The 16,725-nt window shown below is 62.3% G+C and carries 16 protein-coding genes and 1 tRNA gene; 10 read left to right on the forward strand and 7 right to left on the reverse strand.

Going from position 1 to position 16,725, the window contains the following annotated elements; genetic code table 11:
* Nucleotides 1-332 precede the first annotated feature (332 nt).
* The 5 genes from JQC81_RS05710 to JQC81_RS05730 are packed head-to-tail and all read left to right on the forward strand — an operon-like array spanning nt 333 to nt 4,756.
* On the forward strand, nt 333-1,160 hold the full coding sequence (locus tag JQC81_RS05710; protein ID WP_203270854.1) for a cytochrome c oxidase subunit II: 828 nt from the start codon (nt 333-335) through the stop codon (nt 1,158-1,160).
* Between the two features lie 36 nt (nt 1,161-1,196).
* Entirely contained in the window at nt 1,197-2,978 is a 1,782-nt protein-coding gene (ctaD, locus tag JQC81_RS05715) for a cytochrome c oxidase subunit I (RefSeq protein ID WP_203270855.1), read from the forward strand.
* Nucleotides 2,971-3,675 carry a cytochrome c oxidase subunit 3 gene (locus tag JQC81_RS05720; protein ID WP_203270856.1) on the forward strand — a complete coding sequence of 235 codons (705 nt, stop codon included), beginning with the start codon at nt 2,971-2,973 and terminating at the stop codon, nt 3,673-3,675. The genes ctaD and JQC81_RS05720 overlap by 8 nt, the downstream gene beginning before the upstream one ends.
* Nucleotides 3,676-3,689: 14 nt before the next feature.
* Nucleotides 3,690-4,412 (forward strand): heme-copper oxidase subunit III family protein, encoded by a 723-nt coding sequence (locus tag JQC81_RS05725; RefSeq protein WP_203270857.1) that lies wholly within the window; start codon nt 3,690-3,692, stop codon nt 4,410-4,412.
* 8 nt (nt 4,413-4,420) lie between these two features.
* Entirely contained in the window at nt 4,421-4,756 is a 336-nt protein-coding gene (locus tag JQC81_RS05730) for a cytochrome C oxidase subunit IV family protein (protein ID WP_203270858.1), read from the forward strand.
* A 52-nt stretch (nt 4,757-4,808) separates the two neighbouring features.
* Here the strand turns inward: JQC81_RS05730 and JQC81_RS05735 are convergent, their stop codons facing one another.
* Entirely contained in the window at nt 4,809-5,633 is an 825-nt protein-coding gene (locus JQC81_RS05735) for a DUF2189 domain-containing protein (protein ID WP_203270859.1), read from the reverse strand.
* Nucleotides 5,634-5,948: 315 nt separating this feature from the next.
* On the opposite strand from JQC81_RS05735, the gene tam reads away from it, so the two are divergent.
* The 3 genes from tam to JQC81_RS05750 all read left to right on the forward strand — a co-directional run bounded on the left by tam (nt 5,949) and on the right by JQC81_RS05750 (nt 9,321).
* Nucleotides 5,949-6,722: a trans-aconitate 2-methyltransferase gene (gene tam / locus JQC81_RS05740; protein WP_203270860.1), complete on the forward strand. Its 774-nt coding sequence runs from the start codon at nt 5,949-5,951 to the stop codon at nt 6,720-6,722.
* Between the two features lie 130 nt (nt 6,723-6,852).
* A complete protein-coding gene (locus tag JQC81_RS05745) occupies nt 6,853-7,410 on the forward strand; it encodes a FecR domain-containing protein (protein ID WP_203270861.1) in 558 nt (185 codons plus the stop codon).
* 6 nt (nt 7,411-7,416) lie between these two features.
* A complete protein-coding gene (locus JQC81_RS05750) occupies nt 7,417-9,321 on the forward strand; it encodes a CHASE2 domain-containing protein (RefSeq protein WP_203270862.1) in 1,905 nt (634 codons plus the stop codon).
* Nucleotides 9,322-9,340: 19 nt separating this feature from the next.
* Here JQC81_RS05750 and JQC81_RS32960 read toward each other — a convergent pair whose 3' ends face one another.
* The 4 genes from JQC81_RS32960 to hmgA all read right to left on the reverse strand — a co-directional run bounded on the left by JQC81_RS32960 (nt 9,341) and on the right by hmgA (nt 13,193).
* A complete protein-coding gene (locus tag JQC81_RS32960; protein WP_246520260.1) occupies nt 9,341-10,240 on the reverse strand; it encodes a tetratricopeptide repeat protein in 900 nt (299 codons plus the stop codon).
* Complete coding sequence (locus JQC81_RS32965) at nt 10,240-11,220, reverse strand: hypothetical protein (protein ID WP_246520261.1); 981 nt, start codon at nt 11,218-11,220, stop codon at nt 10,240-10,242. The genes JQC81_RS32960 and JQC81_RS32965 overlap by 1 nt, the downstream gene beginning before the upstream one ends.
* A gap of 234 nt (nt 11,221-11,454) precedes the next feature.
* Entirely contained in the window at nt 11,455-11,619 is a 165-nt protein-coding gene (locus tag JQC81_RS05760; RefSeq protein WP_203270863.1) for a hypothetical protein, read from the reverse strand.
* Nucleotides 11,620-11,837: 218 nt separating this feature from the next.
* Entirely contained in the window at nt 11,838-13,193 is a 1,356-nt protein-coding gene (hmgA, locus tag JQC81_RS05765) for a homogentisate 1,2-dioxygenase (protein ID WP_203270864.1), read from the reverse strand.
* Between the two features lie 59 nt (nt 13,194-13,252).
* On the opposite strand from hmgA, the gene JQC81_RS05770 reads away from it, so the two are divergent.
* Together JQC81_RS05770 and JQC81_RS05775 are read left to right on the forward strand one after the other, a co-directional pair.
* The gene (locus JQC81_RS05770; RefSeq protein ID WP_203270865.1) at nt 13,253-13,711 is read left to right on the forward strand and encodes a MarR family winged helix-turn-helix transcriptional regulator; all 459 of its coding nucleotides are present in this window, start codon (nt 13,253-13,255) and stop codon (nt 13,709-13,711) included.
* Between the two features lie 195 nt (nt 13,712-13,906).
* Nucleotides 13,907-14,290 (forward strand): hypothetical protein, encoded by a 384-nt coding sequence (locus JQC81_RS05775; protein WP_203270866.1) that lies wholly within the window; start codon nt 13,907-13,909, stop codon nt 14,288-14,290.
* A 131-nt stretch (nt 14,291-14,421) separates the two neighbouring features.
* Here the strand turns inward: JQC81_RS05775 and JQC81_RS05780 are convergent.
* Nucleotides 14,422-14,497: transfer RNA gene (locus JQC81_RS05780), tRNA-Lys, on the reverse strand.
* A gap of 285 nt (nt 14,498-14,782) precedes the next feature.
* Nucleotides 14,783-16,345: a 2-isopropylmalate synthase gene (locus tag JQC81_RS05785; protein ID WP_203270867.1), complete on the reverse strand. Its 1,563-nt coding sequence runs from the start codon at nt 16,343-16,345 to the stop codon at nt 14,783-14,785.
* Nucleotides 16,346-16,725 lie beyond the last annotated feature (380 nt).

Genomic DNA, 16,725 nt, shown 5'->3' on the forward strand with positions numbered 1-16,725 from the left:
TAAGTGACTTTGCTCGAATGATCATGCATTTCGCTCAAGCGTCATTGTTTCACATGAAACAGAGACACCTGGTCTTTGCTCCTTCATACCTCCGATGGCCAAGCCTGATTGACCACCCAATCCAAGAGGTGTAATTTTCAGGGCAGCTGCAGGCAAAAAAACAAGTTGCTGCGATGTAAAGAGCAACTGCCTCACAGCCGATGCTGATTGTTATGTGCGTTTTGGTTGCGGCTTCTTTTGTAATGTCTCAATCAAAACAGAACTACGACGCAAGATAGAGTTGCGCCTTCTGCTTCAGATCCGCAGCCTGCTTAAGGCAAGGATGGTGAGGAATGGCCGTAGCGCTCATCCTGGTTCTGGTCGCTCTCGGATCAGTCGTCTTCCACCTCGTGAGTCCCTGGTGGTGGACGCCGATTGCTTCGAACTGGCACTACATCGACAATACGATCATTATTACCTTCTGGATCACCGGCGCGGTGTTCGTCGCCGTGATCCTCTTCATGGCCTACTGCGTCTACCGCTTCCGTCATCAGGCCGGACGGCAAGCTCATTACGAGCCCGAGAACAAGCGTCTGGAATGGTGGCTGACCATCGTCACAGGGGTTGGCGTCGCCGCCATGCTGGCGCCTGGCCTCTTCGTCTGGCAGCAGTTCATCACCGTGCCCGACGATGCAACCGATATCGAGATCTTCGGCCAGCAGTGGCAATGGAGCTTCCGACTGCCCGGACCGGACGGCCAGCTCGCCACATCCGACACGCGCCTGATCAGCCCTGACAATCCGCTCGGCCTCAATCGCGACGATCCGAACTCGCAGGATGATGTGGTCGTTGAGGGCGGAGAACTGCATCTGCCGGTCAACAGACCCGTCAAGGCGCTTCTGCGCTCCCCCGACGTCCTCCATAACTTCTACGTACCGGAGTTCCGGGCCAAGATGGATCTGGTGCCCGGACAGATCTCCTACATCTGGTTCACGCCAACACGAACCGGGACCTTCGAGATTCTTTGCGCCGAACTGTGCGGCGTCGGCCATCCGCAGATGCGCGGAAAGGTCGTCGTTCAGGAGGAGAGCGAATACCAGGCATGGCTGCAGGATCAGGTATCGACGAGCTTCGCGCGCCTGACGCCGGGCACTAAGAGTGAGACTGCGATGTCTGATTAATCGGAGAGAAGCGCGAGCGCCGGGGAGTAAGTCCTGATGGTTGATGTCCCACTTGGGTCGACAGGAGTTGTCGCAGCGCCCGATGTCGAGGATGTCGAGCTCTACCACCCGCACAGCTGGGTGACGAAATACGTCTTCAGCCAGGACGCGAAGATTATCGCTATCCAGTACTCTTTTGTGGCCCTGTCTGTCGGCCTCATTGCCCTTGTTCTGTCATGGCTGATGCGCCTGCAACTGGGATTTCCCGGCGTCTTCTCATTCATCGACGCCAATGCCTATTACCAGTTCATCACCATGCACGGCATGATGATGGTGGTGTACGTGCTCACCGCGCTCTTTCTCGGCGGCTTTGGCAACTACCTCATCCCGCTGATGATCGGCGCGCGCGACATGGTCTTTCCCTATGTCAACATGCTGAGCTTCTGGATCTATCTTCTGGCTGTGCTCATCCTCGTGGCAAGCTTCTTCGTGCCGGGAGGCCCCACGGGAGCGGGCTGGACGCTCTACCCGCCGCAGGCCATCACGACGGGTACGCCGGGCGGTCAGGAGTGGGGCATCATCCTGATGCTCGTGTCGCTGATGGTCTTCATCATCGGCTTCACCATGGGCGGCCTCAACTACGTGGTGACGGTGCTGCAGGCCCGCGCGCGCGGCATGACGCTGATGCGCATGCCGCTCACCGTTTGGGGCATCTTCACGGCCAGCTTCATGGCACTCCTCGCCTTCCCTGCCCTGTTCGTCGGCGCCGTGATGATGCTCTTCGATCGAACGCTCGGCACCAGCTTCTTCATGCCCGCCATGGTCGAGATGGGACAGCCTCTCGACCGCAACGGCGGCAGCCCCCTGCTCTTCCAGCACCTCTTCTGGTTCTTCGGGCATCCGGAGGTCTACATCGTCGCCCTGCCGGCCTTCGGCATCGTGTCCGACCTCATCAGCACCCATGCAAGGCGCAACATCTTCGGCTATCGCATGATGGTCTGGGCTCTGCTCGCCATTGGGGCGCTGAGCTTCATCGTCTGGGCCCACCACATGTATGTGAGCGGCATGAACCCATATTTCGGGTTCTTCTTCGCCACCACGACACTCATCATTGCCGTGCCGACAGCGATCAAGGTCTATAACTGGATTCTCACGCTCTGGCGGGGAGACATCCACCTCACCGTCCCCATGCTGTTCGCTCTTGCCTTCATCGTCACCTTCGTGAACGGCGGCCTCACGGGCCTTTTCCTCGGCAACGTGGTCGTGGACGTTCCACTGTCGGACACCATGTTCGTGGTCGCGCATTTCCACATGGTCATGGGCGTGGCACCGATCCTGGTGATCTTCGGCGCAATCTACCATTGGTACCCGAAGGTGACCGGGCGCATGCTGAACGATGGGCTTGGCAAGCTCCACTTCTGGGTCACGTTTCTCGGTGCCTACGCGATCTTCTTCCCCATGCATTATCTTGGTCTGATAGGCATCCCGCGTCGCTACCATGACATCGCAGACATGGCCTTCGTGCCTCCCTCTGCGCACACGCTCAATGCCTTCATCACCATCGTGGCGCTGATCGTCGGCGCAGCCCAACTGGTCTTCGTGTTCAATCTGTTCTGGAGCCTGCGGTACGGCAGGGTGGCTGGCGGCAACCCCTGGCGGGCCACCACCCTCGAATGGCAGACGCCCGAAACCCCGCCACCCCACGGCAACTGGGGCAAGGACCTGCCCGTCGTCTATCGTTGGGCCTACGATTACAGCGTACCGGGCGCGGATCAGGATTTCCTGCCACAGAACCAGCCGGGGCTGACACGAGCAATTCCGGAGCCGGGACATGGGTAGCATCCTGTTCTTCCTGAGCATCCTGGCGATCATCGCGACATGGTGGCTCTCACGACAGGGCTTGGCATCCAAGCCGTGGCTCGAGCAAGGCGAAGCGGCTGTTCTTCCGAACATCCCTGTTCAAACCACGGATCCGGCAACAATCGGGCTGCGCGTCTTCTTGGCCGTCGTCGGCTCCTTCTTCGCGCTTTTCATCAGCGCCTATGCGATGCGCATGCAGCTCCCCCACTGGCGCTCACTGCCGCTTCCGCCGATCCTGTGGCTCAACACGATCATGATCGCCTTGAGCAGCATCGCCCTTCACGGTGCGACGGTCGCCGTGCGCCGCGGCGAGAGAAGCGAACTCAAGGTGAGCCTGCTTGCAGCGGGTATCGCGGCCCTTGCCTTCCTTTCGGGGCAGCTCGTTGCCTGGCAGCAGCTGGCGAGCGAAGGTTATGGCCTCACGATCAATCCAGCCAATGACTTCTTCTACGTCCTGACTGGAGCGCACGGCCTTCATCTCGTGGGCGGGCTGGTGGTCCTGGCTCGGACCGCCGGAAAAGCATGGCGCGGGCCCACAACCGAGCGGCTGCGCCTGCCGGTGGAGCTTTGCGCCACATACTGGCACTTCCTGCTCCTCCTCTGGCTTGTTCTCCTGAGCATCTGGACGGGTTGGGCCGGCGAGTTCATCGACATCTGTCGGCAGCTGCTGACGTGAGAGGATCTCTGCCCATGGCGGAACAGGCTGCGACCGATACCTCCCACGCCTATCCCGAGGCCTCGGGCCTGCGGAGCATCGCGGCCGACTTTTCTTCCGACCGGCAGGCTTTCAGGAACGTCTCCTGGGGAAAGGCCATGATGTGGATCTTTCTCCTCAGCGACACCTTCGTGTTCAGCTGCTTCCTGATTTCCTACATGACGGCGCGCATGTCCACGACGGTGCCATGGCCTAATGCGAGCGAGGTCTTCGCCCTGACCATCGGCGGCGTGACCTTGCCCCTCATCCTGATCGCGATCATGACCTTCGTGCTGATCAGCAGCAGCGGCACCATGGCCATGGCGGTGAACTACGCCTATCGCCGCGATCGTCGAAAGACCGCGATCCTGATGCTGGTGACGGCCCTTCTCGGAGCAGCTTTCGTGGGCATGCAGGCCTTCGAGTGGTCCAAGCTGATCCATGAGGGCGTGCGTCCATGGTCCAACGCATGGGGAGCAGCGCAATTCGGCTCCAGCTTCTTCATGATCACGGGCTTTCACGGCACGCACGTGAGCTTTGGCGTGCTGTTCCTCCTGATCGTCACCAGGAAGGTTTGGCGGGGCGACTACGATCAGGAAAGGCGCGGCTTCTTCACAAGTCGCAGGGGGAACTACGAGTCCGTCGAGATCATGGGACTCTACTGGCACTTCGTCGACCTGGTCTGGGTCTTCATCTTTGCCTTCTTCTATCTCTGGTGAGTACGGTCATGGCACAGGCATCCGCCCATGGGCAGGGACAGCAGCATCCAATAAGGCTTTATCTCGTGGTCTGGATCTGGCTGTTCGCCTTAAGCGCCTGCTCGTACTTCGTCGACTACTTCCAGTTTGAAGGCCTTTTGCGATACTCCCTCATTCTCCTCTTCATGATGCTGAAGGCCGGGCTCATCATGGCCGTCTTCATGCACATGGCCTGGGAGCGCCTGTCACTGGTCTATGCCATCCTGGTGCCGATCAGCGCCGTACTGGTTTTTGTGGCGATCATGGTGCTGGAATCGGATTACACGCTCCTGTCACGGCTCTCGTTCTTCGGGCCAGGCACCTGATCGGCGAGAGGCGGCCTGATCGAGGGCCGCCTTTGCCTTATCAGAACGTCAATCATGCGGCAGGATGCGCCTCGTCGGGATGAGGCGGCTCCACGACCCGGCGATACAGATGCCAGGTGGCGTGCCCAAGCACGGGCATCACGATGGCCAGGCCCACGAAGAGCGGGAGCGACCCGACAAGGAGCCCTGCCGCCACGATCAGGCCCCACAGAGCCATCGTGAGTGGGTTCATCACCACCGCCTTGACCGACGTGTAAATCGCCACAGCCACTCCGACATCCCGGTCGAGGAGAAGCGGGAACGAGATGACGCTGATGCTCAACACCGCAACGGCGAAGCAGAACCCGAGAATGTTGCCGATGACGATCAGCCTCATGCCCTCGGAGGTTGCGAGTACCTGATTGACGAATTGGGAGTAGGACGCGGGCACCTCATAACCGAAGATGGATTGGTACAGCATGCGCGCCGATGTCAGCCATACGAGGAAGATCACAAGCAGCACCACGCCCAGAGCGGCAATCGACGGGATCGACGGTGACTTGAGGACGTCGAAAGCATCCTGCCAGGTGGTGGTCAGGCCAAGTTCCCGCCGCCTGCTGATCTCGTAAAGGCCGATGGCCGCGAACGGGCCCACCAGAGCAAAGCCCGATGCCAGCGGATAAAGCAGTGGCAGCGCATTGTTGCTGAACGTCAATGCTGCAAGGCACACGCCGATGATGGGATAGATCAATCCGAGAAAGACCAGGTGGGACGGCATCGCCCAGAAATCGTCGAATCCTTTTGCCAGTGCCTCCTTCAGGTCGGCGGGCGTGATCTTCCTGACGACGGGCTGGGCCGGGGTCTCGGTCGCACCGGCAACAACGTGAAAATGAGCCATAACCGCTCCTCCAGGGATGAACCTTGGCAGCTGAAATCACGGCCTGCGCGACGGTCACGCATAACCGTAACCTGTGCAATGAATATACGCTCGAACTAGAAGGATGTCGCCCTTGAAAGGATTCTCAAGCGGCAGAGCGAATATTTGCATCCTTCGAGATCCGGGCCGCTCCGACGGCACCGACCGCCAGGATCCCGTTTTCCAGTCACCCTCTTGCAGTTCGGCCATCCCCCGTGCTTGGGTCTGCGGCAGGAGTTGCAGGCGCCGATGATTCATGCAGCGCCTCCCTAGAATTCGACGAAGACGAGGCCTCCATTGGCAGACTGGAACGCGGGGCAATACCTGACATTCGAGGACGAGCGGACGCGGCCTGCGGTCGACCTGATCGGGCGCGTTCCTCTGAAGGAGATCCGCAGCGCCGTCGATCTCGGATGCGGCCCGGGAAACAGCACGGAGCTGATCGTCCATCGCTACCCGGGCGCAGGCGTGCTCGGGCTCGACAGTTCGCCCGACATGCTGACCAAGGCTCGCGCGCGCCTGCCGGAGGTCACGTTCCAAGAAGCGGACATTGCAACCTGGGATCCGGACGAGCGCTACGATCTGATCTTCGCCAACGCCGTCCTGCAATGGCTGCCGGACCATGCGCGCCTGCTTGCAAAACTCGCCGCCTGCCTGGACGCAGGCGGCTGCCTTGCCGTCCAGATGCCCAACAACCTGGATGAGCCATCGCACAGCCTCATGCGGAAGGTCGCGCAGGAGGGGCCGTGGGCGGAAAAGCTCAAGGCCGGATCCGTGGCCCGCGTGAAGATCGGGGCGTTCGAGAACTACTATTCATGGCTGCTGCAGGCCGGGTGCTCGGTCGATCTCTGGCAGACGGCCTATGTTCATCCCTTGGCGGATGCGCAAGCCATCATCGAGTGGCTCAAGAGCACGGGGCTGAGGCCTTATCTCGATCCTCTCTCCCCAGAGGAGCAATCCGCGTTCCTGGATCGATATTACATCGAGATCGAGAAGGCCTACCCGGCCCAGCAGGACGGCAAGGTGCTTCTTCGTTTCCCCCGCCTATTCTTCGTCGCGCAAAAACAGTGACGCGCGGTATGAGCGCCGAAGGGTGACATCCGGCACATCGCTGGCTGTCTTGCGTCCTCCATATTATAAGCCATGGTCATCTTTGGGCCATCGAGAACAGCGGCCTGTTCTTGGGCAGCGGAGAAACATCATGACATGGAGAAGGGCACGCCGGAGGCCAGCTCGACTTGCCGCGTTGCGGCTCGTGCTCCTGGGCAGTCTCCTTCACCCATTCTCGAGCGAGCCTGCGCTGGCGCAAGGCGTCGGCTGCGTACTCCAGGCGACGACCGCTCCGGCGCGGCAGATCCTGCGCTGCCGGGACGGCGTGACCATCGAGGCCGAAGCGGGAGCCGTCTACACCCTCGTTGACCGCGATCGGGACGCCCAGCCCGACGCGGTGCACCTGCAGAGCGGGGCCATCCTCGTCGACGCGCCGGCACGAACCGCACGGCGGGGCTTCCAGGTCATGACCCCGCAGGCCATTGCCGCCGTGCGCGGCACCCAATGGGCCGTCGATGTCGGCAGCAGCCGAACTTCCGTCCTCGTGGTGACAGGACGGGTGGCGGTACGGCGGGTTTCAGGCAACACGCGGAGCGTCAGCCTTGAGCCCGGCGAGGGCGTCGACGTGGAGGCCGGCACATCGCCCTTGGTCGTGCGGCGCTGGCCCGCCCCCCGCGCAGCAGCCCTCCTCGCCCGCTTCGGGCGCTGAGCCTCCATGCGCAGGCGGTTTGCCATTCCGCTCATCGCCGCTGCCTTGGCGGCCCTCTGGGGCGCGGGGCTGGCCTTCTGGCATTGGCAGGGCGGTTCTTCCCTTCTCGACCGGCTGGAAGCGCCCCTGGTCGACCTGCGATTTCTGGTCGAAGGCCCGCGCCCGACACCTGGAGGCATCACGATCCTGGCCATCGACGACGAGACCGTGCAGCAGGTCGGCGCCTATCCCCTGCCCCGCACCACGATGGCGCAGCTCGTCTCGAGCGTGGGACGCATGCACCCGAAGGCCGTTGCGCTCGACATCCTTTTCGTCGATCCAGGTCGTGCAGAGGGTGACCTTGCGCTGGAGAAGGCGCTCAGCGAAACGCGGAGCGTCTTGGCGGCCGCAGGTCTGTTCGAGCGCAACGCGCAGCAGGCTCTCGATCCTCTCCCAATCGCGTCCGATGATCTTCCGACAGCCCAGAAACTTCTCCTGCCGATCAAGAGTCTGGCCAGCGTTTCAGCGCTTGGTGTCGTCAACATCGCTACGGACCCATCCGGTGTGCCCCGGCACATCCCTCTTCTAGTCCGCTCTGACTCTCAGATCATTCCGTCATTCCCGCTGCGCACCGTCTCTGTTGCAACGGGTCGAGATCCGGTTCTCCGAGCAGACGAAGTCGCCATCGGCGATGTGGCGACGAGCACAGACGGCGGGTATGCGCTAGCCCTCCGCTTCTACGGACCGGCCGGCACCATTCTCACCGTCAGCGCCAACGAAGTCTTGAGCGGACGGGCCGATGAGGATGTGTTTCGAGACCGGATCGTCGTGATCGGCGCAACGGTCACGGGCGGCGGCGATGCCTTTCCGACGCCCTTCGATCCCGTGCTGCCGGGGGTCGAGGTTCTGGCAACCGCCATGGCGCATCTCATGGCGGGTGACGGGTTGGTGCGCGACACCCGTGTGCGCCTCGTCGATGGAGCCATGGCCATCCTGCTGCCGGTTCTGCTCGTCCTGCTCCTCGCCTGGCATCGCGGCATGTGGGGATTTGCCATTATCGTCGTGGTCACGGCCGCATGGATCGGTCTCACCTTCGCGGCCTTCACGCGAGGCATCTGGCTCAGCGCCACCCTTCCCCTGCTGGCGGCCCTGCCTCCTGCGCTGCTGTTCGGCGCGGCGGAACTCTGGCTCGACCGGGGCCGCGCAGACAGGCTCAGCCTGCAGAGCCGGACCCTGCGTCGCTTCCAGCCTCCGAGCCTTGCCAAGCGGCTTGCCGAGGATCCTGCTTTCCTCTTGAAGCCAGTGCGTCAGAAGGCAGCCGTGATCTTCATCGACCTATCGGGCTTTACCGGCCTGAGCGAGCTTCTGCCGCTCGATGAGACCCGCGAGATGCTGCGCGGATTCCATGCTCTCGTCGACCGGGAGGCCGTGCGCCACCAGGGCATCGTTGCCAGCTTCATGGGCGACGGTGCCATGATCCTGTTCGGGCTGCCGGACTCCTCGCCCGAGGACGCCTGCCGGGCCGTGGAAGCCTGCGTGGGCCTGTGCCTGCGGACGGAAGCCTGGATGGCGGACTTGCCAGATGCAATTGCGGCCCGGATCGGCTTCAAGATCGGCGCCCATTACGGAGAGATCATCGCCTCCCGGCTCGGCGGCGACAGCCACCAGCACATTACGGCGATCGGCGACACGGTCAATGTGGCGAGTCGGTTGATGGAGGTCGCCGCCTCGCACGATGCCGATGTGGCCCTGAGCGACGATCTCCACCGCGCGGCAGGCGACGCCTGCTCGATCTTCCAATCCGGCGTCCTGGAAGGAACCTTCCCGACGGCGATCCGTGGCCGGGCCGGTTCGATTCCGATATGGCTCTGGCGAAGGAACCGCAGCCTCGTGCATTCGGGCTCCGGCGGCGTTCGCCGAAGCCCCTCCTGATCAGGGTCATGCTGCCGGTTCAGAGCTGTTCGGGAGCCGGCATGCCCGTTCCGAACCAGTTCTTCTGCATGAGCAACTTGGCTTCCTCAACCGTTGTCTGATCGCCCTGCGCCTCGGCGGCACGAAGCAAACCGGCGGCAGCCCAGCCATTGTTCGGCGAGCGCTGCAGCGCTTCGCGGAAAGCCTTTACTGCCTCTGCAGGCTTGCCCTCCGCCATCAAAGCCGCCCCGAGGGATTGATGCACCGGGTAGTACCAGTAAGGCGGCTCCATGTAAGGCAGTCCGTCTTGGATTGTCGCAGCTTCAGCAAACAATACGGCCGCCTGTGCATGTTCGCCGGCATTCTGCGCGATCCTTGCCTCGATCTCATGCACCGCAATCGAGAGCACGTCCGGTCCCGGCACGCCGGCATCGGGCAGAGCCATGATCTCAGGCCGCTTTGCCAACGCGTCTATGGCGCCAGCCTCCAGGCGGGCCTCATCGGCTCGCCCGAGACGGGCCAGGGCAATACCGCGTGCGTAATGCCATGCGGCTTTGACATACGGAAAATCACCATCCGGTGCAGGCAGAGCCAAAACATCCTCAGGCTTCGAGAATACCGCATGGACATTGTAGGGCGCTGCCGTGATCGGCTGCGTCCACGGCACCTCGCGCTGAGCGCGCTCAGAGACGATTCCTGAAAGCTTACGTGCCGCCTCCACGGCTGTGCCACCATCGCCGCCGGTGAGCGCCGAGACCATCAGGAAGTGAACGTTATGCGCGTAATAGGCCTCGGAATAGAGAAGGCTCGCGCCTCCCTGCTCCATGATCGCCTCATCGGCCGCAGCCGCACGCACATTGGCGTCGAGGCTGTCGCGCCAGCGCCCAAGGCGATACCAGATATGGCTCGGCATGTGCACCAGATGCCCCGCGCCGGGCATCAGGTTTTCCAGACGAGCCGCATGCGGGGCGGCCCGCTCCGGGCGATCCGACGCCTCGACGGTGTGGATGTAGAGAGGACGGCGCCGGGATGATCGGGATTGGCTGCAATCGAACTGGACGACGCCGTTCCGAGCACACCTTCGAGCAGGGCAACGATCTTGTCCGTCTTCCCCTTCGGCGTCCTGCCGCCATCGGCCCAGTAGTCCCACGGCGTGAGATTCATCAGTGCGTCGGCGGTAAGAACCGCCACATGTGGATCGGTGGGGAATCGCGCCTGCACCGCCTCCATGGCATCGGCATATGCCTGATCCAGAGTCTTGCGGTCGGCCATGGGATCGGGCGAGTGCCTCTTGGAGAGAGCCTCCACCAAGGCAACCTGCATGTCTCCTTGGGCAGGAGCAAGGCCTCGCGCCTTCGCCAGCACGACGAGCGCGCGCGCATTCGCGTCCGCATCCATCGGATAGTTGATATGCGGACCGAGCACCCAGGCCTCGCCCCACAGGCACATGGCGCAATCAGGGTCGAGCTCCTGCGCTGCGCGGAAGGCCCGCGCCGCCTCCGCATGATTGAAGCCCCAGCCCAGCCGATAGCCCTGGTTGAAATAGGCCTGAGCCTCTCCGTTCGAATCCTTGGTCACCGACCAAGCGAGCGTGCCGAGATTGTCGCGCAGCGGAGGCTTGGCGTCGGATGTGGGAGCAGCGGCGCCGCGCGGCAAATCGCGGCCGTAAGCGCCGAGTTCCGTGCGCTTCGGCTGCACATCCTTGGCTTGCGGCTGCAGCTGCGCAACCGACATATGATGCCCGGAACCGTGATGGTTCGGCTTCTGCAGGGCATGCAGCATGCGGACCCGCGGAGAGTCATGATTGCCGAGTGGACAGGCATTGGCAGCGCTTCCCGCAACCAGAGCCAGAGCGGCTGTTGCGGCGAGCAGAGCGGATCGTGAGGAACGGCAACGATGGTGAGCGTTGAAGGTCGTCATGAACAGATCCTCCTCCCTTGGAGCGAGCAGGAGGATAGTGGCGAATGGTCATGGCGTCGGTGCTCAGTGGCACACGAGCATCGTACAAACTTGTGCCGAGCTATACCTTTATTGGAAGAACCATTGTTACAGGTGAGGGATCAAGTGCGCTTAAGACACATGGTGGCTTTGCAAGCGATTTTTGACAGGGGATCCGTGTCCCCCGCCCGCAGGGTCGCAGATGAATGGCGTTGCTCAGGCGCTGTGCTGCTCGACTGAGTGCGTCATGCGATCGGAGCGCCTTCTCTGGCGCCTCAGGCGCTTCATCAACGCGATGGACGCGACGAGCGTCCGTTCGAGATCAGCCAGAACGTTGTTCGTGTCCGGCGCGAGCGAGTGGTTCTTTCGTTCCAGTTTCATCAGCAGCTTGTTCCGCATTTCCCTTGTACTGCAAGCACGCGTTGCCGGTGCCTGTAAGGGAAGAAAAGCGTTGCAGTGCGGCTGCAATGTGGCATGCCTCCACAATCAAACTATCGCAACGATATAGCCGCCGCGCGATGCAATGAACATTCTGCGGTTCACAAATGAAAGCCGCCAGGATCCGAGATCCTGACGGCTGCCACGGAGTATTTCTTCGGTCAGCGCTGGTTCGGATTGAAGTGCTTCTTCAGCTTGTGGCCGTAGGAAGCATAGTCCTTCTGCAGGGACTCGGTCTCGGCTGCAAACGCCGTCACCTTCTGTGGGAAGCGCGTCTCGAACATGAAGGCCAACGTTCCTTCGAGCTTATGCGGTTTCAACTCCACATTGCTCGCCTTCTCGAATGCATCCATGTCGGGCCCGTGAGGCAGCATGGTGTTGTGCAGCGACATGCCGCCCGGCACGAAGCCGCCGCCGGTCTTGGCATCGTAAACGCCATAGATCAGGCCCATGAATTCGCTCATCACGTTCATGTGGTACCACGGCGGCCGGAAGGTGTTCTCCGCCACCAGCCAGCGCTCGGGGAAGATCACGAAATCGATGTTGGCGGTGCCGGGCGTCTCCGACGGCGAGGTCAGCACGGTGAAGATCGATGGGTCGGCGTGATCGTAGAGGATCGGCCCCACCGGCGAGTAGCGACGCAGGTCGTACTTGTAAGGCGCGTAGTTGCCGTGCCAGGCCACCACGTCGAGGGGTGAGTGATCCATGTCCGCCACCCAGAGCGTGCCGCCCCATTTCACGTACATCTTAGACGGCGCATCCCGGTCCTCGTAGGCTGCGACAGGCGTGAGGAAGTCGCGCGGATTGGCGAGACAGTTGGCTCCGATGGGCCCGCGCTCCGGCAGGGTGAAGGCGCCGCCGTAGTTCTCGCACATGTAGCCGCGTGCCGGACCATTCGTGAGCTCCACGCGGATCTTCACGCCGCGCGGAATCACCGCGATCTCGCCCGGCTCGATATCGATGATGCCGAACTCGGTCCAGAGGCGAAGCGAACCCTGCTGCGGCACGAAGAGAAGTTCGCCGTCGGCATTGTAGAAGTATTCATCCGTCATCGAGCGCGTGATGAGATAGACATGCGCGCCCATGCCGGCCTGTGAGCCCGCATCGCCCGCCGTGGTGATGGTGCGGATGCCCTCCAGGAACGAGACGGGCTCAGCCGGTATCGGAATCGGATCCCAGCGCATGGGCGCGATGGGCACTTCCACCTCGGCGGCAGGCGCCGTGCGCCACAGGCCGATATCGGCCTTCCGGAACTGGCCCCAATGGGAGACGGTCGGGCGGATGCGGTAGAGCCAGGTGCGCTCGTTCGTGGTGCGCGGCGCCGTGAAAGGTGAGCCGGAGAGCTGCTCGGCATAAAGCCCGTAGGCGCACTTCTGCGGCGAGTTGCGCCCGATGGGCAAGGCGCCGGGCAGTGCCTCGGTCTCGAAGCCGTTGCCGAAGCCGGACATGTAGCCGGGCTGGATGGCGCTCTCAATCCGCTCGGAAACCTGAGACAGGGGCGGGTTCTGGACATTCATGGGCGTAACCTCCACAGTTGGTCACAAATGTAACTATCCATTTTGTAACCAACAACCCGATGGCCAAACTCCAGCTCGAGCAGTTCCTGCCCTATCGGCTGAATCGGATCGCAGCCGCAGTCTCCCAGGATTTCCGCTCCGTCTACGGCCCGCACCACGACCTGACGATCCCGGAATGGCGGGTGCTGGCCACGCTGGGGCAGTTCGAGGCGATGAGCGCCAAGGCGATCGGCCGACACTCGGCCATGCACAAGACCAAGGTCAGTCGAGCCGTGCGGGCGCTGGAGGAACGGCGCTGGCTCAGGCGACGCCCGAGCCAGGAGGACCGGCGCGAGGAAATCCTGACGCTCACAACATTAGGCCAGAAGGCTTACCTGGAGATCGTGCCGAAGGCTCTTGCCTTCGAGCGCCGCCTGCTTGAGCAGCTTGGACCAGAGTCTGAGCCCCTTCTGGAGACCCTGGGGCGCCTCGAGATCATCGTTAAGGTCGCGACACGTGCCGGGGACGATGAAACCTGACGTCTCGCCTCGCGGTCAGACCGTAGGACTATGGGTGCACCTAGCGTTCCGAACTAAGACACCTTGCCTATCGCGCCGGCGACCAACATGGGCGCAGCTCCACCACTTTAGCGGTATAGAGAACCCATTCGGGCTGTGCCCGGTTGAATTCAGAGCCTTGGACCACATGACCCGAATGAGGATGGAGCGTGTGTCATGGCCGGAGCAAGGGTTGGCGTGAAGGTCTCCGACGACCGTCAGACGGTGACGATCGAGATCGGCTCCACGGCAGGACCGTCTCACCCGGTCGGACTTGACCTCGATCAGCTTACGAAGGTGATTCAACTGCTGGGCCAAGCAAGGTCCCGCATGGTCGAGGGCTCACAGAAGCTTCCGCTCGACGGGAAGACGGTGGAAACCGTGATCGAGCCGCCCTGGTATGTACAGGTCGCAAGCATCGACGGCTCGCTGCTCGCATTCGATCATCCGTCTTATGGCCCCCTCGCCTTCGCAATCCCAAGGGATGATGTCGTCAGGATCGTGCGGATCCTGAACGAACATCTCGCACTGCCAGCCGGTCATAAGGACAAGCCGAGCTAGGCTCTTCGAGAGCTTACTTTGCAAGACGTGCAGGAATTCCCCTATTCAGGGAAACTTTCAGCTTTGAAGCCGCAACACAGCCGATGATGCCAGCGATCAGCCGCTAATTGTGTGGATCTGTTTGCGGTAAATGGTGGGTGATGTAGGGCTCGAACCTACGACCCGCTGATTAAGAGTCAGCTGCTCTACCAACTGAGCTAATCACCCGTCGCCGAAGCGAATTCAGCGGCGCATGTCCGCTGAAGAGGCCGTGCGTGTAACAAACCGTGTGGGGCCTGTCTAGCCCCTGCAAGCGAGGTTTTCGGCTCAAGGGCGGATTTTTCCAAGAGCCTGCCCCGCAGAGCAGATTTGTCATGCTATCCGGCCTCAACCCGATACGCCTGTCAATATCGCGCGACGGGGCGAGCCGCCCGAACCCTCAAGCTTGAGGGTTCGATGCCTTATGCTAACCCAATCAAGGCAAAGACCCGCAGAGCGGGCCCTTCCCGTCCATCATTCGGCCGCATGCTGAGCGTGCAGGCGGGCGCCCCGGCTCATGAGCTTGTTGAGGGCTCCCAAATAGGCCTGTGCGGAGGCCACCAGGGTATCCGGGTCTGCGGCCCGGGAGGTGACGCTGCGGTCGTCGGCCGAGAGACGGACCGAGACCTCAGCCTGGGCGTCGGTGCCCTCGGTGACGGCGTGGACCTGATAGAGTTCCAGCACCGCCTCATGGGGCACAAGGGCCTTGATGACGTTGAAGGTGGCGTCCACCGGGCCGTTGCCCTCCTGCTCCTCGACAACGATCCGATCATCGACCTGGAGCCGCATGGTGGCGCGCTGCGGGCCGCGGGTACCGGCCACGATGTGGAGCGAGACCAGCTTGATGCGGTCGTGCGCCATGGCGATGTTCTGATCGACCAGTGCCTCGATGTCCTCGTCATAGACGTGCTTCTTGCGGTCGGCGAGTTCCTTAAACCGCTCGAAGGCATCCTGGAACTGGTTGTCTGAGAGGCTGTAGCCCAGCTCTTCCAGCTTGTTGCGGAAGGCCGCACGGCCCGAATGCTTGCCCATGACCAGAGAGGTCTTGGACACGCCGACGCTCTCGGGAGTCATGATTTCATAGGTCTGCGCGTTCTTGAGCATGCCGTCCTGGTGGATGCCGCTCTCGTGCGCGAAGGCGTTCCGGCCCACAATGGCCTTGTTGTACTGCACCGGGAACGACGTGGCAGCGGATGCGAGCTTCGAGGCGCGGGTCAGCATAGTGGCCTCAATGCCGGTCTCGTAGGGCAGCACATCGCCACGGGTCTTGATCGCCATGACGATCTCTTCCAGGGCCGCATTGCCGGCGCGCTCGCCGATGCCGTTGAGGGTGCATTCGATCTGCCGAGCGCCGCCCTCCAGCGCCGCCAGGGAATTGGCGACCGCGAGACCCAGATCGTTGTGGCAATGGGCGGAGAAAATCGCCTTGTCGGCGTTCGGCACGCGCTCGCGCACCGCGCGGAACATGGCCCGGTATTCATCGGGCGTAGCGTAGCCCACCGTGTCCGGCAGGTTGATGGTGGTGGCGCCGGCCTTAATGGCGGCTTCCACGCAGCGGCACAGGTAGTCGATCGGGGTGCGGGTGGCATCCATGGCGGACCACTCGATGTCCTCGATCAGGTTGCGCGCCTGGGTTACCGTGGTGGTGATGATCTCCAGCACCTCCTCCTCCGACTTGCGCATCTGATGCGCGAGGTGGATCGGGGACGTGGACACGAAGGTGTGGATGCGCGGCCGCGCTGCATGGCGCACGGCCTCACCGGCACGGGCAATGTCAGCCGAGATGGCGCGGGCGAGGCCTGCGACGGTCGCCCGCCTCACCTGCTTGGCGATCAGCGCGACGGCCTCAAAATCGCCGTTCGACGCGATGGGGAAGCCCGCCTCGATGATGTCGACGCCCATGGTGTCGAGCAGTTCCGCAACCTCGAGCTTCTCCTCCAGGGTCATGGTGGCGCCGGGGCATTGCTCGCCGTCACGCAGGGTGGTGTCGAAGATCAGAACGCGGTCCTTAACGGCACCGGATACGGAAGCGGTCATCAGTTTAGTCCTTCTTGGGAGGAGCCTTAGGGCTCAAGGTTGTTCCTGCTTGTCCAGAACCCCTGAGAGCCCAGGCGGCGACGCCCAGCCGACCCTCAGGGGCAGCTAAGGAGAAGGAGGCCAAGAAGGCGCGCGCGAGCGGCCGCAGAAGCGGTGCCGTTCATCCTTGCGCTGGGGGAGCCGATGATCATCGCTGCCCAAATCCTCCATGGCCGCGGGCTTTGAGCCGCGAACAACGGGGTCGTTTGTAACGGCGCTCCGCTCGAATGGCAAGCGGTTGAAACAAATGAAAAGCAAAGGCTCGACTATTGGATGGGTTATGACTCGAAGCGCGGCAGGACTGGTCTTCCGGGAAAGTGCCCTAGAACAGACGAAGCTTG

Origin of the sequence: Microvirga arabica (assembly GCF_016811235.1) — a bacterium.
Lineage (GTDB): Bacteria > Pseudomonadota > Alphaproteobacteria > Rhizobiales > Beijerinckiaceae > Microvirga > Microvirga arabica.